This is a genomic window from Candidatus Dojkabacteria bacterium, from assembly GCA_016927995.1.
Taxonomy (GTDB): domain Bacteria; phylum Patescibacteriota; class Dojkabacteria; order JAFGLO01; family JAFGLO01; genus JAFGLO01.
Genome location: JAFGLO010000015.1, coordinates 14,676 through 30,787, shown reverse-complemented (window position 1 = coordinate 30,787; position 16,112 = coordinate 14,676). Strand labels below are relative to the sequence as shown.

14 protein-coding genes are annotated in these 16,112 nt (G+C 38.2%); 4 read left to right on the top strand and 10 right to left on the bottom strand.

What is annotated here, in order from left to right:
• The first annotated feature begins 9 nt into the window (after positions 1 to 9).
• Positions 10 to 882, top strand: coding sequence for a hypothetical protein (locus tag JW962_03595; GenBank protein MBN1374386.1), 873 nt, complete (start codon positions 10 to 12; stop codon positions 880 to 882).
• On the opposite strand, the gene JW962_03590 is transcribed toward JW962_03595, so the two are convergent.
• The 3 genes from JW962_03590 to lepA are packed head-to-tail and all read right to left on the bottom strand — an operon-like array spanning position 839 to position 4,423.
• A complete protein-coding gene (locus JW962_03590; protein MBN1374385.1) occupies positions 839 to 1,606 on the bottom strand; it encodes a hypothetical protein in 768 nt (255 codons plus the stop codon). The genes JW962_03595 and JW962_03590 overlap by 44 nt on opposite strands.
• Positions 1,599 to 2,648, bottom strand: coding sequence for an AAA family ATPase (locus tag JW962_03585; GenBank protein ID MBN1374384.1), 1,050 nt, complete (start codon positions 2,646 to 2,648; stop codon positions 1,599 to 1,601). Before JW962_03585 ends, JW962_03590 begins: the two co-directional genes overlap by 8 nt.
• Positions 2,645 to 4,423, bottom strand: a complete 1,779-nt coding sequence (lepA, locus tag JW962_03580; GenBank protein ID MBN1374383.1) for an elongation factor 4 — start codon at positions 4,421 to 4,423, stop codon at positions 2,645 to 2,647. Before lepA ends, JW962_03585 begins: the two co-directional genes overlap by 4 nt.
• A 140-nt stretch (positions 4,424 to 4,563) precedes the next feature.
• Here lepA and JW962_03575 point away from each other — a divergent pair, with 140 nt between their 5' ends.
• Both JW962_03575 and JW962_03570 read left to right on the top strand, forming a co-directional pair.
• The gene (locus JW962_03575; GenBank protein ID MBN1374382.1) at positions 4,564 to 5,265 is read left to right on the top strand and encodes a PEGA domain-containing protein; all 702 of its coding nucleotides are present in this window, start codon (positions 4,564 to 4,566) and stop codon (positions 5,263 to 5,265) included.
• On the top strand, positions 5,249 to 8,152 hold the full coding sequence (locus tag JW962_03570; GenBank protein ID MBN1374381.1) for a DUF4012 domain-containing protein: 2,904 nt from the start codon (positions 5,249 to 5,251) through the stop codon (positions 8,150 to 8,152). The genes JW962_03575 and JW962_03570 overlap by 17 nt, the downstream gene beginning before the upstream one ends.
• Positions 8,153 to 8,162: 10 nt before the next feature.
• Here JW962_03570 and JW962_03565 read toward each other — a convergent pair whose 3' ends face one another.
• Entirely contained in the window at positions 8,163 to 8,492 is a 330-nt protein-coding gene (locus JW962_03565; protein ID MBN1374380.1) for a hypothetical protein, read from the bottom strand.
• Positions 8,493 to 8,567: 75 nt separating this feature from the next.
• Here JW962_03565 and JW962_03560 point away from each other — a divergent pair, with 75 nt between their 5' ends.
• Positions 8,568 to 9,671, top strand: coding sequence for a sigma-70 family RNA polymerase sigma factor (locus JW962_03560; protein MBN1374379.1), 1,104 nt, complete (start codon positions 8,568 to 8,570; stop codon positions 9,669 to 9,671).
• A gap of 5 nt (positions 9,672 to 9,676) precedes the next feature.
• On the opposite strand, the gene JW962_03555 is transcribed toward JW962_03560, so the two are convergent.
• The 6 genes from JW962_03555 to rpoC form a co-directional block, all read right to left on the bottom strand.
• Complete coding sequence (locus JW962_03555) at positions 9,677 to 9,862, bottom strand: hypothetical protein (GenBank protein ID MBN1374378.1); 186 nt, start codon at positions 9,860 to 9,862, stop codon at positions 9,677 to 9,679.
• Positions 9,863 to 10,552 carry a hypothetical protein gene (locus JW962_03550; GenBank protein MBN1374377.1) on the bottom strand — a complete coding sequence of 230 codons (690 nt, stop codon included), beginning with the start codon at positions 10,550 to 10,552 and terminating at the stop codon, positions 9,863 to 9,865. It abuts the gene before it with no gap.
• A gap of 18 nt (positions 10,553 to 10,570) precedes the next feature.
• Positions 10,571 to 11,107, bottom strand: a complete 537-nt coding sequence (locus tag JW962_03545) for a hypothetical protein (GenBank protein ID MBN1374376.1) — start codon at positions 11,105 to 11,107, stop codon at positions 10,571 to 10,573.
• Between the two features lie 143 nt (positions 11,108 to 11,250).
• Positions 11,251 to 11,718 carry a 30S ribosomal protein S7 gene (gene rpsG, locus JW962_03540; GenBank protein MBN1374375.1) on the bottom strand — a complete coding sequence of 156 codons (468 nt, stop codon included), beginning with the start codon at positions 11,716 to 11,718 and terminating at the stop codon, positions 11,251 to 11,253.
• A 20-nt stretch (positions 11,719 to 11,738) separates the two neighbouring features.
• Positions 11,739 to 12,152, bottom strand: a complete 414-nt coding sequence (gene rpsL / locus JW962_03535; GenBank protein ID MBN1374374.1) for a 30S ribosomal protein S12 — start codon at positions 12,150 to 12,152, stop codon at positions 11,739 to 11,741.
• Positions 12,153 to 12,204: 52 nt separating this feature from the next.
• Positions 12,205 to 16,110, bottom strand: a complete 3,906-nt coding sequence (rpoC, locus tag JW962_03530; protein ID MBN1374373.1) for a DNA-directed RNA polymerase subunit beta' — start codon at positions 16,108 to 16,110, stop codon at positions 12,205 to 12,207.
• Between the last annotated feature and the right edge of the window lie 2 nt (positions 16,111 to 16,112).

Genomic DNA, 16,112 nt, shown 5'->3' with positions numbered 1-16,112 from the left:
ATTTATGTTATGATTTCAGTATATCATAGAGGACTTTCAAAGAAAATGAGCATACACAAAAACTTACTTACCCGTTACCTTAGAATCTCCGAGTACTTCAAAAAACCATTATCCTACTCGTTTGTAAAACTAATTAATGCCCCCAAATCCGCCATTCCTAAAACTCATAAACTTATTAATGGGTATATAGTTTTAAATGAAACTACCCTGCCGTCGAATTTACCTGAACTTACAAAAACAAAAGTTAAAATTGCAAAACGACTCCTGTTTTTACTCTGGCTATTTCCTTTTGTAAAAATGATTGCACTTTCGGGGTCGGTTGCCGCAAAAACACCTGCTCCGGATGATGACATCGACGTAATTATTATTACAGATCCAAAAGCACTCTGGCTGACACGGATATTGGATCACCTAATCTATCGATTCTTAAGAGTAAGACGTGTCTCAACAACACCCAAGGGAAAGGAAAACAACCTGCTTTGTATAAATACCTATTTGGCTGATAACAACCTAGTACTAAGAAACAAAGACATATTTTCAGCATTTCAGCTTTTGTCAATTACACCACTTTACGGAAAGAATACTTATCAAGACCTGATTTCTTCGAACAGTTGGCTTGAAGACTTTATTTACGGCAAATTGACAATAGGCAACAGCTCCAGAAAAACTTCTTTAGGGGAACTTTTCAGAAACCTTTTTACACTTCCTTTGCTTCCTGCAATATGGGTCCTTGAACCCATTGCGAAATATATTCAGCAAAAAAGCTTCGCAAAACATCACAAAAGTCTATATTTTTATAATAACCACGTTATTGAAACATACCCACGAAACACCCGTCTTAAGGTACTTTCGTTCGTTTCGACTGGAAAAGAAGATCTATGACGTCCTTATAATTATCCAGGGTGATTTCCGCGAAGTCAGGCAAGTTTGCATAAAACTTAATCTGCTTCTTCACGAAAAGCCTAAGCTCTTTAGCTAGATATTTTACAAATTTAACCTTGTCAATTGTTCTAAATCGATTTTTAACCTCATCTACCTGCTTATATCCCAATGTTGTTCGTAAGGCGCAAAATCCATTTCTAGCACAGGTTTTGATTAACTTTTCGTACTCTTCTATCAATCCGTTTTTTACGAGGTGCTTAGCCCAACCATCCATTCGCTTTAGTAAAGATTCCTTTTGAAACACGGGAGAAAATAGTATCGATTCAAACTCCGGAGTTTGCTTTGTTCGTTCACTTAACGTTTCGGATGTAACCCACCCCTCAATAAGTGCCTTAATGTATATACCGTTTCCACCAAAAACAATTGGCAATTTACCTGAAGCATGCGCACTTTTAATTATCTCTCGGGCGGACACAAGAAACATGTCAAGCGTAAACTCCTCTGAAAGGTCACAAAATTCAACCAAATGTACATCTATTTTTTCTTTGACCGACGGGAAAATGTATGACTGCACAACATTCATGTTTTTATACACTTTTCGAGAGTCGGCCGAAACAAGTGTCGAATCTATATCATATTTCCCAAAGAGATACTTTGCGATTTTCACGGCAAGTGTAGTTTTACCGGTAAGGCTTGGTCCGTAAATAAAGATCACCTTATTCATTAATATTTATTTTTAAAATATCTTTATCGGCAAAAAGCTGACTGGACCTACCTGCAAGCATTGTAATTATTTTTTGCTGTTCCTTCTCTGAAAGCAGTTCGTTTATAATTGCAAGACTCTTGTCATCAAGCTCCGACTCAATGTCATCGAGAAGCAAAATGGGATAGTCATCAAAGATTTCGTGGTAAAGCTCACATAATGCCTTTATAACATGAACTATGGCAAGCTTTGTTTGACCTCGTGAACCATACTCTTGCACGGAAAGTCCGTTAAACTTTATGTCGAAATCAAACGTGTGCGGAGAAACTAAGGTATAGCCACGCTCCTTGTCCATATTAAAGTTGTTTTCTATATGATTTTTAAATTCATCAATAGAGCAGATACTCAAATCAAGCTCAAGACTAATCTTCGATTCTTTAAGTTTATTCTTAATTTCGGATGTCCAGTAACCGATTTTTTCAATAAGCGTTATCCCTGCCGGAACAATTTTTTCTGACCAAAAATCTATCTGTGTTTTAACGTCTAAACCTTCCGAAAGCCGTTTTATAAGTAGATTTCTATTTCGAACAATTGCTTTATATCTCGACCATTCGTGTACAAAATCCGGATCAAGGGTTTTAAGATACCCAAGCACAAACTGTCTTCTTACGGAAGGATCCACATGAAACAAAGAGACAATCTCCGGATTAAACTTAACCGCTGCCGGAAAGGGGTTTATTTGGACTTTAGGTGTTTTAATTTTATTCAAAAAGTAAACCTTCGAAAGCCCGTTACCTCTTTCAGAAATCGCAGCTTTTATTGCAAACGAAACCGGCTCCTTATTAAAAACAACATCACCTGAAACCGATGTTATTTCCAAGGTTTCAATCCGCTTGTAAAGATCAAGTTTTTTCTCGGTAACATCTGACAAAAATGATACACCATCAAGTATTGTCGTTTTGCCGCTAGCATTAGGTCCAACGATAATAGTTATGTCATTAAATTCTAAGATTTTCTTTTGAAACTTGCCAAATTGTATGAGCTTAAGCCTTTTTAATTTCATGATTTTAGAACGGCTAGAAATGCTTCCTGAGGAATATTTACATTGCCGACTTCCTTCATTCGGGCTTTACCTTTCTTTTGATTTTCGAGAAGTTTCATCCGCCTACCCGGATCAGATGCATGCAATTTGTGGAGCACATCTTTCCTGAAGGCTTGAACTGTTTCTCTCGCAATTATTGTTCCACCTATGGCAGCCTGTAAAGGTATCTCAAACTGGTGACGCGGAATGGTATCCTTAAGAATCGAGAGTAATGATACCGCTTTTGTCCGAGCCCTGTCCGAAACACTTATAAACGAAAGTGCGTGTACTTCGTTTTGCTTCACCAGTATACTTACTTTAGAAAGCTGTACCTTTCGATAAAATTCTCCTGAATAATCCATTGAGGCAAATCCACGGGAGACCGACTTAAGCTTATCAAAGAAACCCGATACTACTTCGGCTAATGGCATCTTATACGTTAGCTCAATAAAATCAAGTTCATACAAATTTTCGCCCATCTGGGTTTCGATGTATTCGGCTCGACAGTTTTGGCAAAGATCCATAATTGCACTCATGTATTCAACCGGAGTTAAAATCTCCATATCAACAAAGGGCTCTTCAAAATACTTAATGTTAGCAGGGTCAGGAAAATCCGATGGCGTCTCAATATTAAATACCTCTCCCGTATTTGTATAAGCTTTGTATTTTACGCTCGGACTAGTAACAATAAGTGCTGAATTAAACTCACGTTCCAGCCGTTCCTGGAAAACATCCATATGTAAAAGCCCCAAAAAACCTATTCTAAACCCAGTTCCTAAAAATTCGGATCGCTGCGGAACAATACTTAGTGATGGATCGCTAAGCGTTAACTTGTCTATAGACTTTTCAAGTTGAACATATTCTGAACTTTCGATTGGAAAAACAGAAGCAAAAATACGCGGCACAGGCTTCTGGTAACTGTAAATTGGCTTGGTATCAGGCGATTCCGTAACCGTTTCTCCGACAGATATGTAATGTACGTCTTTTACACCGGTTTCAACATACCCTACTTCTCCGGCACCAAGCACTTGCTGAGGAATAAACGCCGGAGTTATATAACCAACTTCACCTGCGACAAACGGTCTGCCGGAAACAAATAGTTTCTGTCCCTTTGTTATACTACCTCCAAACACACGAAGCAAAAGTATAATCCCTTTGTGTTCATCATAAAACGAGTCAAACACAAGGGCCTGGAGCTCCTTTGTGGATCTGGCTTCCGGCGATGGTACAAATGTTGTTATCGCATCGAGCAACTCTTTTGCACCTTGACCGGTTTTGCCCGAGGCAAGAAAAATATCACCCAATTTAAATCCTAACATTGCCTGCATCTCTTTTTTACGACGCTCTATATCAACTCCCTCTATATCGATCTTGCTAATTACAGGAATAATTTCAAGTCCATATTTTTGTGCAAGCTTAGCATTTGTAATGGTTTGAGCCTGAATTCCCTGCTTTGCATCGACCAAAAGTAATGCACCTTCACTTGCCACAACAGAACGACTTACTTCAAAACTAAAGTCAACATGCCCCGGAGTATCAATAAGATTTAGAATGTATCCATCCCAGTTAAGCCTTGCACTCTGCATTTTAATTGTAATTCCACGTTCTTGTTCAATATCCAAAGTATCTAAAACCCGCTCCTGTCCCATTTTAAGTTTTTTACCGCTGGCAAATTCCAAAAACCTGTCTGCCAGTGTGGATTTTCCGTGATCAATATGTGCTATTATGCAAAAATTGCGTATTTTAGAGATATCCATGCCAATAAGATATAAGTATAATGAGATATTATATCAAATCGCCATTATGTTCGTATTCTTATGCAAGGAAAGTCTATACCCATATCTACATAAGAAGAATCTTTTGCTGTATAATAAAATACTTATATACCACTACTGCCATGAGTAACCTTAAACAGCTTTACAAAAGAAAAGTAAAAGAGATCGATCGCGGACCGGGCAACAAAAAGTATTCATCCATAAAATTTATTGCTCCGCTAATTCTGGTAATTGCCGTAATCTTGATAACCTTTATTGCATACAAAATAGACTTTAGATCAATTATTGGGCTTATCCCCTATGTTAGTGAGCAAAAGAACTGTAGTATTTCGGTAAATATCTCAAACGGAATCGGGCTTGTTCTTCTTGACGACGAAGAAATTGGAACAACCCCACTTGCAACATACAAAGTCGTCTGCGGAACACACAAAATCCAAATTAAAAAGACAGGTGAATATTCCGAGTTTTATGCAATACACAACGAAACCATTGATATGCCCAACAAGTCGGCGCTTACAGTAAATATAAAGCTGGGACCAACGGAAGAAGTCACTGAAGTCTTAAAATATCTCGAGGAACCCTACTCCAATCTTAGTCTTTTTGTGTTTTCCAATTCGTCAAATACACTTACAATAATAGACGGAATTACACTTGGCGAGACACCAATCTTCACAGGGGAGCTTAGTGCAGGAGGACACACACTTACTTTTAGATCCAATGGCTACGAAGATACCAGTGTACAGATAGTAATGAAAGACAAACGTAAGATAACAATAACCGTTCAATTAATGAAAATTCCAGTAAAATATGAAAGGACTGAATAACAAACGTACAACACTTGTCGTTTATGGAGCTTATCCTGTCTCCTTGGATATTATAACTACACTGCTTTCCGAAAATGGGTCCGTAATTGTTGCCGATATCTACAACAAAGATAAACACAAACTCTTCAGAGATATCCGAAACAACCTGTCTTTTAAGTTCATAGTTCTCGATGCAATTTCGAAACTTGAGTCGGTAATAAATAAAATCGATTATATATTTGTACTATTGGACCAACATATTGACGGAGAAAGCGTACTTAAAAGCGAGAAATATCTTGAGATTTTAAACACACTCCAAGCAACCCTTGAATATGCCAAAAGCACTAAAACCAAAGTTGCAATAACATTTCCACTCAACACATACCCCACCGAATCCAAAGCAGAAGGTCAATATACAATAAAGGATCTTTACACAAATATTACAAAAAAAATAAATGAAGTCACCGAGAAAAATAAATTTGTTAAGTTGATATATACCGGTGAACTTATCGGTCCCGGCATGAATATTACGGTATCCACACCGTTCAGAGACCTGCTAATAGACTCCATTATTGAAGAAAAAGTATCAATTTCCGGAGATGGACTTGAGTCATACTCCTGTATTTATACATCCGACTACGTATACGGACTTGTTAAGTCAAACTTTTCAGGAGACTCAAAGAACGTACTTATGTCAATAAAGGAGAAAGTCTCGCTTCTTTCTTTTGCGTATAAAGTAATTGAGTACAATCCGGTAATTCAGGACATTGAATTTACAAAGCTTATAAAAACAAAGAAAGAATCTTTTAAACCCGACCTTAGTCTGGAAAACACAACGATATTCGACATCCGATTTAATATCGATGAATCAATAGAAAAAACGGTGAACTACCTATACTCCGTTTCCGAGAAAAAACGAATAGCAAAGGCACCTCCACTTATAGCTAGGTTCCAGGAAACCCCCAAAGAGGTTGATTCTATTCCCAAACCTGTTCCCACTTCGGTTCAATCTTCTGAAATCGAGGAGCTTACGCCCATTGGAAAATTACTTGAAACCCTTAAAAGATCCACATCCCCACTTAGAAATCTTATTACGTCGGCAAAGCAGTCCTGGAATATGTTTGTCAACAATCCCGCAAAAATTGCACTATTTACGATATTATCAGCAGTTGTAGCTTTACTCTTCTATTTTCTAGTTTTCCCGATTACAAGCCTATTTTATAATGGCTACAGATATCAAAAAAACATTAAATCTTATGCAATAAGTCTTTTAGGAAGTGATACAACCCAAAACGCAGAAACGCTCAAGATAATAGAGTCCAGTAATACCGGTCTTCAACGCGCCTGGGAGCGACTCTCCTGGAGCAAATCAATTTCATATATAACTCCTGCATATAACGAACTCGATAAACTATTTCTAAGCATTGATCACATAACCACAGGAATTTCATATTGGGACAAGGGCGCAACGCCAATAATAAATTACTTATCGCAACTCGAAATTCCCCAACTAATTGAATATGAGAGGATTAACACATCAAAAGAGTATTCACTCGAACTCAAGGAGATCGAAAACAATTCACAATACCTGGTCTGGTCTCAGGAAGAATTTTACAAAGGGACTAATATAATAAAAACCGTTAACACTGATGTCTTTCCAAAGATTTTAGGGCAAGAGGTTGATAAAATTAAAGTCTTAATTGATTCAAACGAAAAATACATTGAAAGCAGCTTTTCACTACTTTCCTCTATTCCTGATCTTGTAGGTGTTGATAACCGAACCACATATATTATTCTGCTAGAAAATCCCTACGAATTAAGGGCACAGGGCGGTTGGATTTCCGGTTACGGACTTTTGGAATTTGAACATGGTCAAATAAAGGTGTTAAAGTTTGACAATATCTACAATCTCGATGGAATAATAAAAAATGAAGGTCTTTTTATTACACCCCCCAAGGATTTTCTTTATCAAGACTCCACCTGGCTTACAAGCCAAGTAAACTGGAACCTTGATCACGAAGAAATGTCTGCCGAACTGGAAACAATGTTGAAAGCAATGAATGTACGTCAAAAAATTGATGGTGTAATAACAATAAACATGTTTTTGCTTGCCGACCTACTTTCTATCACCGGGCCAATCGAAATTGACACTATCAACGAGCCAATTACTTCCAGCAACCTTCTCTTGCAGGTAGTCGATTACCATAATTCTTTTACTCCGGGAGCCGACACCAAACCGGACATTCTGTCAGAAATAGCCTCGGAAGCCTATAACGCACTTGTAACAAATAATTCAATCAGTATTGTTACCATATTGGACTTTTTTAAGACTCAACTAAACGAAAAAAACATTATAATTTCTGTCGACAATCCATTGATTTCAGAAAAGCTATCAGCTTTATCGTGGAACAATTCCATATCCAACTATTCTGACGGGTTTTACATCTATCCATCGGAATGGAATTATGGCGGTAACAAGGCAAATGCATTCTTAACAAGAAGTATTGAAGTTAAACTCGACACCAGGTCCTCAATTTTAACGGGTGAAACTCAAATAGAGTGGCGGAACCTGTCTGTTGAGAATATATACCCGCAAGGTAACTATCAAGCCTCCATAAGAATTCAGTTTCCCGCAAACACAATTGTTACCAACGTTTCGGGCTCGACTTCATATAACGTGATAAACTCTGCAACAGAAACAACCGTATACGTGGACATAGACGTTGGTATTCAATCAACCGGATCGATAAAGGTTAATTTTTCCAATGCGCAATCTTCATATCCCAAGCTCTATCTTGTTAAACAGCCGGGCATTTACAATACAGTATATTCGGTAACAATAGTTTCAGATGGCGACACAAAGAAAAACTCAGCGGAATTTAATACTGATGTTGTCTTGGAACTTTAGATTTGTTTCCCTAGAATTGCTCTTTAAGATTTTTTATGGTTTTAATCTTTTTTGCAAGATCGGCGTGAAGGTCCAGCATTTCATTTGAGGTGATTGCCCTACCTATTGGAACCCGTTTCATTTCATCAACCATAAGATCGGTATTTAACATAAACCGTGTACCAACCCCTTTGTTTAATGCAATGTTTACCATGTGAGAGACTCCACAGTTATGACACCTAAGCATCAAAATTAATGTGCCCCCAAACTCTTTTACAACATCAAGATCTTCGGGATTGTATGGACTGCCACACCTATCACAGAACTTTGCAGCAATGTTTAGTAACGCCTTTTTATCCATGTAAGACAACGTTGCACATGTTATATCTAACCCGTATAATATATTACGACATTTACTTAACAAATTTCAAGCGGTATGAAAGACAATTTGCAGAAAAACGTTAGTATTAAGGCGCTTTTGGAAAAGGGAAAAGCTCAAGGCTTTCTTACTCAAGATGATATCCTTTCAGAGTTTTTGACCATCGAGGATGATATTAATACCCTCGAAGAAATCCTGGCACTCTTTGAAAATGAGGGCGTTGCAATAATCGATCAAGAAGAATCCACAGGCGAAACCACAACAAAATCCACAGATATCACTTTTGAAAAGAAACTCGAAATTCTAAAAAGTATCCAAGCCGATGCCTCAAAAGACGCAATTAGAGCGTATCTTCATCAGATCGGAAAGATCCCTCTTCTTACTGCCGAAGAAGAAGTTATCTTGGCAAAACGTTATGCAGAAGGTGATTCCGAGGCAAAAGATTTACTAATAAAGGCCAACCTAAGGTTAGTTGTTAGTATTGCTAAAAAATATTCAAAGGGTCAGATGGACCTACTTGATCTTATTCAAGAGGGAAATGTCGGCTTAATTAAAGCCATTGAAAAGTTCGATTACAAGCGTGGTTTCAAACTTTCTACCTATGCAACTTGGTGGATAAGACAAGCTATTACACGTGCAATAGCTGATCAGGCAAGAACTATTCGTGTACCCGTTCATATGATTGAAACAATAAACAAACTTGCAAGAGTAAACGCAGAACTTTCTGCGGAACTTGGGAGAAAGCCTTCAATCGATGAACTGTCCGAAAAAATGGAGATAGAGGCTTCAAAGGTTGAACAGGTAATAAAAGTTGCTCGACTTCCTATTTCACTTACTACTACACTCCAAGATGACGATAAAAGTGTACTAGAGGAAATGATAGCCGATGAAGAATCAATATCTCCCGAGGATTTTGCGGAACAGGAGCTTCTAAGAGCTCAGTTGGCCTCTCTTTTGGATCAACTTCCACAACGTGAAGCAGAGGTATTAAGACTTCGCTTTGGTCTTAGGGATGGAATCTCGAGGACACTCGAAGAGGTAGGGCTTCAGTTTAACGTAACTCGCGAGCGGATAAGACAAATTGAAGCAAAAGCCCTTAAAAAGTTAAAAGAAATGAGTAAAAAACAACAGCTCGATAAATACATTACAAAAACCATTTAGAATTACTATCTAGATCGGCTAACTACATCAAACACAAGCTCGAGATCAAGACTTGACTCCATTTGAGCTGATCTTAAATCGTTTATTCTGGACGAGTCATATTTTTCAACTTTGAAAGCAATTTCCAAAATAAGACTTCCTACTAATCCCGAAATTAGGAGTGCAAGAATAATTATTACGTTTGCTCTCACCTACTGGGTTTCTTTAAATAATATAATATTGGAATTAACGGTACTTATCGGAACTCTGCATATAAGTCTGTACATCCCATCATCTACGGTTATCGTAATCTGCTCAACTGACGGATAGTTTGGCATGTCCTCGACCTCATTTATATAACCAAGAATGCTGTCAAAATTTGTACCCCAAACCGTAACCGTTAACCAACCCGGAACAAGTGCAGTTGACGTATTTTCAAGATAATCAGCCCTACCGGCACTAATATCCACTACTGTAAGCCCCAGGTTTTCTGCAGAAAAAAATAAGTCCCTAAGAATCTCACTTATATTTTGATCACCGGGAAAATAATCGAAAAATGTTGAGAGTTCATCCTTATAACGTGCCATATCTTCCTGAATTGATAAAACGGTACTTATACGTTCATTAAGAAATTTACTGTCCGTTGTAAGAATAGATATCTCCGTTCTTCGATCGGCTATGGTAATCAGCATAGGTCTAATAACAAACACAATAACAATAACAACGGCAATAAGTGTTAATCCTAGCATTGTATACGATTTTCGTTCCGGTGTAGACAGAAATATCCGCCTAAGGGTTGCATAGGTTCCGGATCTTATTTCCTGTATTTTCATTCCCTGTGCAGGCGCTACCATTGCTACCGGCTGCTGAGTTATTTCGGGATTTTGTATGTTATCTGGCATCGTATTTACGACTTTTAATTATTCAAACTTAACTACACCAACAACTCGAATCTCCGAGTCTGTTTTGATTGTTTCATCAACACTAAAGCTTGGTCCGGGACTTTGGATTCGACTATCTTCACGCATCTTACTTTCTATTTCGTATAATTCTTCGTAGCTATCAACAATAAATTCAAAATCTGCTCTCTCCTGAGTCATTGCTACTATTTCAAGCTCAACGTCGGACAGATATTCTGTAATTATAAATAGCCTGTCAGTTATTAATCCCTGCCCGGCCTTTAAATAAGATACCTCCGCCAATATTTTTTGAAGGGTCAAAACCTCGATCTCTTTTTCCTTCATGTGATTTAACGTTATTATGTATGAATCAACATCTTCCTCAAGTTTATTACGTTTGGTATCCAAATACAGTCGATAGACAAAGACTCCTATGAGGAAAGCAGCGGTAATGAGTGATAGAATTCTACCCCAAAGTAATATCCAATTTAGAAAGACGTCTTTCTTGTTTTTGGGAACAGTTGATGGACTTAACAAGTTTATGCTATCGCTATACATGCATTAGGCAGTAAAAGTAATGATCTTCTAAAGTATAAGAAATAATAAGGAAAATATCAAGTTCATGTAGCTACACCAAACATCACCTAAAGAAATCGTATACCTGGATTTACGAGTTGCATACTACTAACTGAATATTGAATTTACCACTTAAAGTGAGCAAAGGCTCTGTTTGCTTCAGCCATTTTTTCGACACCTTCACGCTTTTTGACGGCTTCTCCCGAACCGTTATACGCTGCAACAAGCTCTGAAAGTAGTGATTCCCTAAACTTTATGCCTTTGGCTGTTCTGGCGGTTTCAACAAGCCAACGAATTGCTAATGTTTCTTGTCGAGCTTCGGTTACGGGAACCGGAACGCTGTAGTTAGCACCACCAACTCTACGTGATCTAAGTTCAACTACGGGCTTTATATTGTTTAATGACCTTTCCAGAACAACAAGAGCCGATTCATTTAACTTTGAAGCTGCCTGCTCCATTGCATAATAAACAGCTTTTGTGGCTTGAGTTTTTTTACCACCCTGCATGACCCGATTGATAAGTCTCTCAACCGACACACTCTGGTACTTTACATCTGGAATTGGTTTTCGGTGCTTTGCACGTTTTCCTCTCATTTATTTAAAACAACTAATAATTAATCTTTTGATTTTTTAACTCCATATATTGACCTACTCTGTTTTCTGTTAACAACACCCTCGACATCATATACGCCACGAACAATTTGATACCTTACACCAGGTAAATCTTGCTTTCGACCGGCCTTAACAAGCACAACGGCGTGCTCTTGGATGGAATGCTCTATACCGGGAATATATGCAGTAACCTCTCGACCGTTAGCAAGTCTAACCCTTGCAATTTTTCGTGTTGCAGAGTTAGGTTTTTTAGGTGTCATCGTCTTAACCTGTAAAACAACTGCTCGTTTAAAGGGATTAGCCCTTTCTGTATATTTATTTTTAATCTTATTGTGGTCAATAGCAAGATCTCTATATTTCTTTCTTCTGGTAACCTTTTTTCTACCGTTTCTTATTAACTGGTTAATTGTTGGCACGTTCTGTAGAACAAAATTTAGCTCGTATTTATACCATATTTTAGGGACTTTATCAAACAAGTCCTTTTACGTAAGGAAGATCCTCCGGTGCTTTTATCCGAGCATCTTCGCCTGTTGGAATCAACCTTCCAATTATTACATTTTCTTTGAATCCAACCAAGTGATCAACCGTACCCTTTAATGAAGCATCCGTTAATACTCTTACCTGCTCCTGGAACGAAAGTGCCGATAAAATTCCTTCGGCCCTAAGTGATGATGCCGTTACGCCAATTAACAATGGTTCAAAAACAATTGGACGTTTTTCGGACTTCATAAGTATTTCATTCTTAAGCTTCATTAAGTATTTATCGCCTACCTCACCAATTACATAGTCACTGTCACCCGGATGAATTATTAATGCGTTCTTACTCATCTGCCTGACAAGTACCTCGAGGTGCTTATCACTTATTTCAATACCCTGATCTTTATACACTCTTTGCAATTCTTCTATTATAAACTTTTGAGTTGTAATAATGTCAGTTACATCAAAAAGGTCTTTAGGAGGAATGTTACCTTCGGTTATGGGATCACCGGCCTTTATTTTATCACCATCTTTTACTATAACCTGTGTCGTTTCTCTAAATCTAAACCGCTCCACGGAAGAAACCTCACCTGTCAGAGTAAGTACGTCACCCGACAGAAAAACCTCTCCGTCCATAACGGCAATAACTTTCTTTTTGTCGTCAATCTTGAAAAGATCTTCTCCCTTTTTGACGTTATCCCCATCTTTTACGTTTATTTCTTTTACACCTTCAATAATATATCTTATCTTTTGCTGCTTTCGGCCATTTATTTCAACAACAGTTGTAGCCTTGGTTTTCCTAAGGCTAACCTTTCCGGTTAACGAGGACAATTTGGCAGCAAACTTTGGATTTCTAACCTCGAAAAGTTCAACAAGCTTAGGCACACCCTGGGTAATATCTTTAACTTTAGAACCGCCAAAGTGAAAAGTTCGAAGCGTCATCTGCGTTGAAGCTTCACCTACAGACTGCGATGCAATAACTCCAACGGCTTTTCCGATTTCAACCAATTTTCCTGTACCAATATCAGATCCATAACACTTCTGACAAAGTCCAACCGGAGATTCACATAAAAGTGGTGATCTTACCTTTATTGACTCTATCTTTTCGCATTGATCAATAAATTTAGCGATATCTCTGTCAATAACTTCGTTCTTTTTAAGAATAACTTTTTTGGTTTTGGGGTCGACAATATCTTCAGCTACTGTTCTTCCTTTAATGTTTGAATAATAATCAATTTCACGCGCAGAGTTCTTGTGAAGTTCAACACCCTCGCCGGAGTATCCGCAATCATCCATGCGAACAATTGATGTGTGCGATACATCAACAAGCTTTCTTGTTAAATATCCACTATCGGCAGTTCTTAATGCCGTATCGGCAAGACCCTTGCGTCCACCACGTGCCGCAACAAAGAATTCGAAAACGGAAAGTCCATCGGTATAATTACTTTTAATTGGAAGGTTCACCCACTTACCGGAAGGATCTCGAACAAGTCCTTTTATAGCAACTACCTGCTTTAAGTTGTCAATCGTTCCCGATAGTTTGGCCTCTATCTGCATATAAACCGAGTTTTCAACATTCTTTTGAAGATCTTCCCATGATTTGTTGGCAAGATTCTCTGTTGTATCAAGCCAAAGTTCCTGAATCAATCTTTCTTTCTCTTCTTGAGTAATAAGTCCCTCTTCATAATTTTCAAGAATCTCTGACTCGGATTTTGTAGCATTATCAATCTCGCCAAGCTTGCCCTGATATGAAGTCAGATCGGACTTTCCAATTGTAAATCCCGAGACGGTGGCATATTTAAAGCTTAAGTTCTTTAGTCCGTCAAGAAGACTAACCAACAGGTCGGGATCCATTGTCTCGGCAAACTCAGCAATTATATTATTAATTTTTCGCTTATTCATAAGCTCGTTTATGTAAGGGATTTCGTTGGGAAAAACTTCGTTAAACAAAACTCTACCAACGGTTGTTTCGATAACTCCGGCTTTTGTCTCGGTAACGACAGGATCTCTAATTCCAAGAAAACCAGCCTCAAAGGCACCAACTGCAGAATCAGTATCCGCAAAAACTCGCTTGGGCTTATCAACCGGATCCTGAGTTATATAATAAACACCCCAAACCATATCTTTTGACAAAGAAATTACGGATTCACCGTTTGCAAGTTTAAGAATGTTGTACTTTGTTAGCATTTTGGTTTTTATTTCCTCTACAGCCTCGTCGGTAAGTGGAACAAAAACTCCCATTTGGTCGCCATCGAAGTCAGCATTGTATCCTCCGCAAACTAACGGATGAAACCTGATTGCACTTCCCTCTACAAGCTTAACATAGAACCCTTGTAAACTCTGTTTATGAAGTGTTGGTGGTCTATTAAGTAGAACGGGGCGATCCTTTAGAATTTTCTCGAGAGTATCCCAAACGATTACTTCCTCATCATTTATAATACGCTTCGCCTCGTGAACGTTAATTGCATGACCCTGATCAATAAGCTCGTGAATAATAAACGGCTTAAAAAGTTCAAGTGCCATTACTTTCGGAATTCCACATTCGTAAAGACTTAACGTTGGATCCCCGGTAATAACTGCACGTCCGGAATAGTCAACACGCTTACCTAGTAAGTTCCTTCTGAATCTACCCTTTTTACCACGAAGTTGATCCGTAAGTGATTTATACGCAATTCTCTTTGAATTAAGTACCGGCTTGTGTGGTGTGTGTGCATTATCGATTAGTGAATCAATTGATTCCTGAAGCATCCGCTTTTCATTCCGCAAAATAACTTCGGGTGCATTTATTTCGATCAAGCGCTTTAGTCGGTTGTTTCTGTTAATAACCCTTCTATAAAGATCATTTAGATCCGAAACGGCATATCGACCACCGGTTAATCCGATTATAGGCCTTAAGTCAGGTGGAATTACAGGAATAACGTGAACAATCATCCACTCAGGCTTTACCTTGTTTTTAATCATTGAGGTTATGTATTTTAGCCTTCGGATATCATTTGCCTTTTGTCTTCCTGCGGCATCAACAATTTTCTGTTTTAGCATTTTCTCCTCGGCAGCAAGATCAACCTGCTTTAAGAGGTGTTCAACTGCCTCGGCGCCAATCATTGCTGAATAGAAATCAATACCGGCATCGTTCATTAGAGAGTGCTCGTCATCGGTGATTATTGATTTTACACGCAAATTCTTAACAAGATCAGATAGTCGCTGAATTTCATTCTCAACATCATCTAATTCTCCTTTGATATCGCGTTTTACTTCTCCTACAAGTCGTTTATAGTTCTCATCGATTAAGCCTTCCTGAATCGTATATTTTTCTTTATCAAGTTTTTGTTTTTTTAGTGCTTTTATTTCGGACTTCTTCTCCTCTTCAAGATCATTAATCCTTAAACCTTCCTCTTCTTTTAATTCGCCGACTCGCTTTTCACTATACTCCTCGACCAACTTTAATGCGTCGGCTCGCCTTGTTTCATCGATTGTAGTAATAATAAACCTTGTGTAATAAATCACGGATCTTAAGTCTTTCTGGGAGATATCCAAGATTATAGATAACTTGCTTGGAATACTGTGCGCATACCATACATGTACAACCGGGATTACGAGCTTTATATGACCCATTCGCTCTCTTCGAACATCAGCCTTGGTTACTTCGACACCACACTTATCACAAACAATTCCTTTATACCTGGCTTTCCTATATTTTCCACAATAACACTGATAGCTTGTCACAGGTCCGAAAATTTTTTCACACATAAGTCCATCAACTTCGGCACGACCCGTTCGGTAGTTAATTGTTTCGGGTTTAGTTACCTCCCCATGTGACCATCTAAGTATATCCTCCGGAGACGCAAGTAATATTTTTATCGCGTCAAAGTTCTTGATCTCCCGTCTAAGATCTAACATAA

Coding starts and splice junctions, on each gene's coding strand:
- JW962_03595 (MBN1374386.1), top strand. CDS start 10: ATGATTTCAGTATATCATAGAGGACTTTCAAAGAAAATGAGCATACAC.
- JW962_03590 (MBN1374385.1), bottom strand. CDS start 1,606: ATGAATAAGGTGATCTTTATTTACGGACCAAGCCTTACCGGTAAAACT.
- JW962_03585 (MBN1374384.1), bottom strand. CDS start 2,648: ATGAAATTAAAAAGGCTTAAGCTCATACAATTTGGCAAGTTTCAAAAG.
- lepA (MBN1374383.1), bottom strand. CDS start 4,423: ATGGATATCTCTAAAATACGCAATTTTTGCATAATAGCACATATTGAT.
- JW962_03575 (MBN1374382.1), top strand. CDS start 4,564: ATGAGTAACCTTAAACAGCTTTACAAAAGAAAAGTAAAAGAGATCGAT.
- JW962_03570 (MBN1374381.1), top strand. CDS start 5,249: ATGAAAGGACTGAATAACAAACGTACAACACTTGTCGTTTATGGAGCT.
- JW962_03565 (MBN1374380.1), bottom strand. CDS start 8,492: ATGGATAAAAAGGCGTTACTAAACATTGCTGCAAAGTTCTGTGATAGG.
- JW962_03560 (MBN1374379.1), top strand. CDS start 8,568: ATGAAAGACAATTTGCAGAAAAACGTTAGTATTAAGGCGCTTTTGGAA.
- JW962_03550 (MBN1374377.1), bottom strand. CDS start 10,552: ATGCCAGATAACATACAAAATCCCGAAATAACTCAGCAGCCGGTAGCA.
- JW962_03545 (MBN1374376.1), bottom strand. CDS start 11,107: ATGTATAGCGATAGCATAAACTTGTTAAGTCCATCAACTGTTCCCAAA.
- rpsG (MBN1374375.1), bottom strand. CDS start 11,718: ATGAGAGGAAAACGTGCAAAGCACCGAAAACCAATTCCAGATGTAAAG.
- rpoC (MBN1374373.1), bottom strand. CDS start 16,110: ATGTTAGATCTTAGACGGGAGATCAAGAACTTTGACGCGATAAAAATA.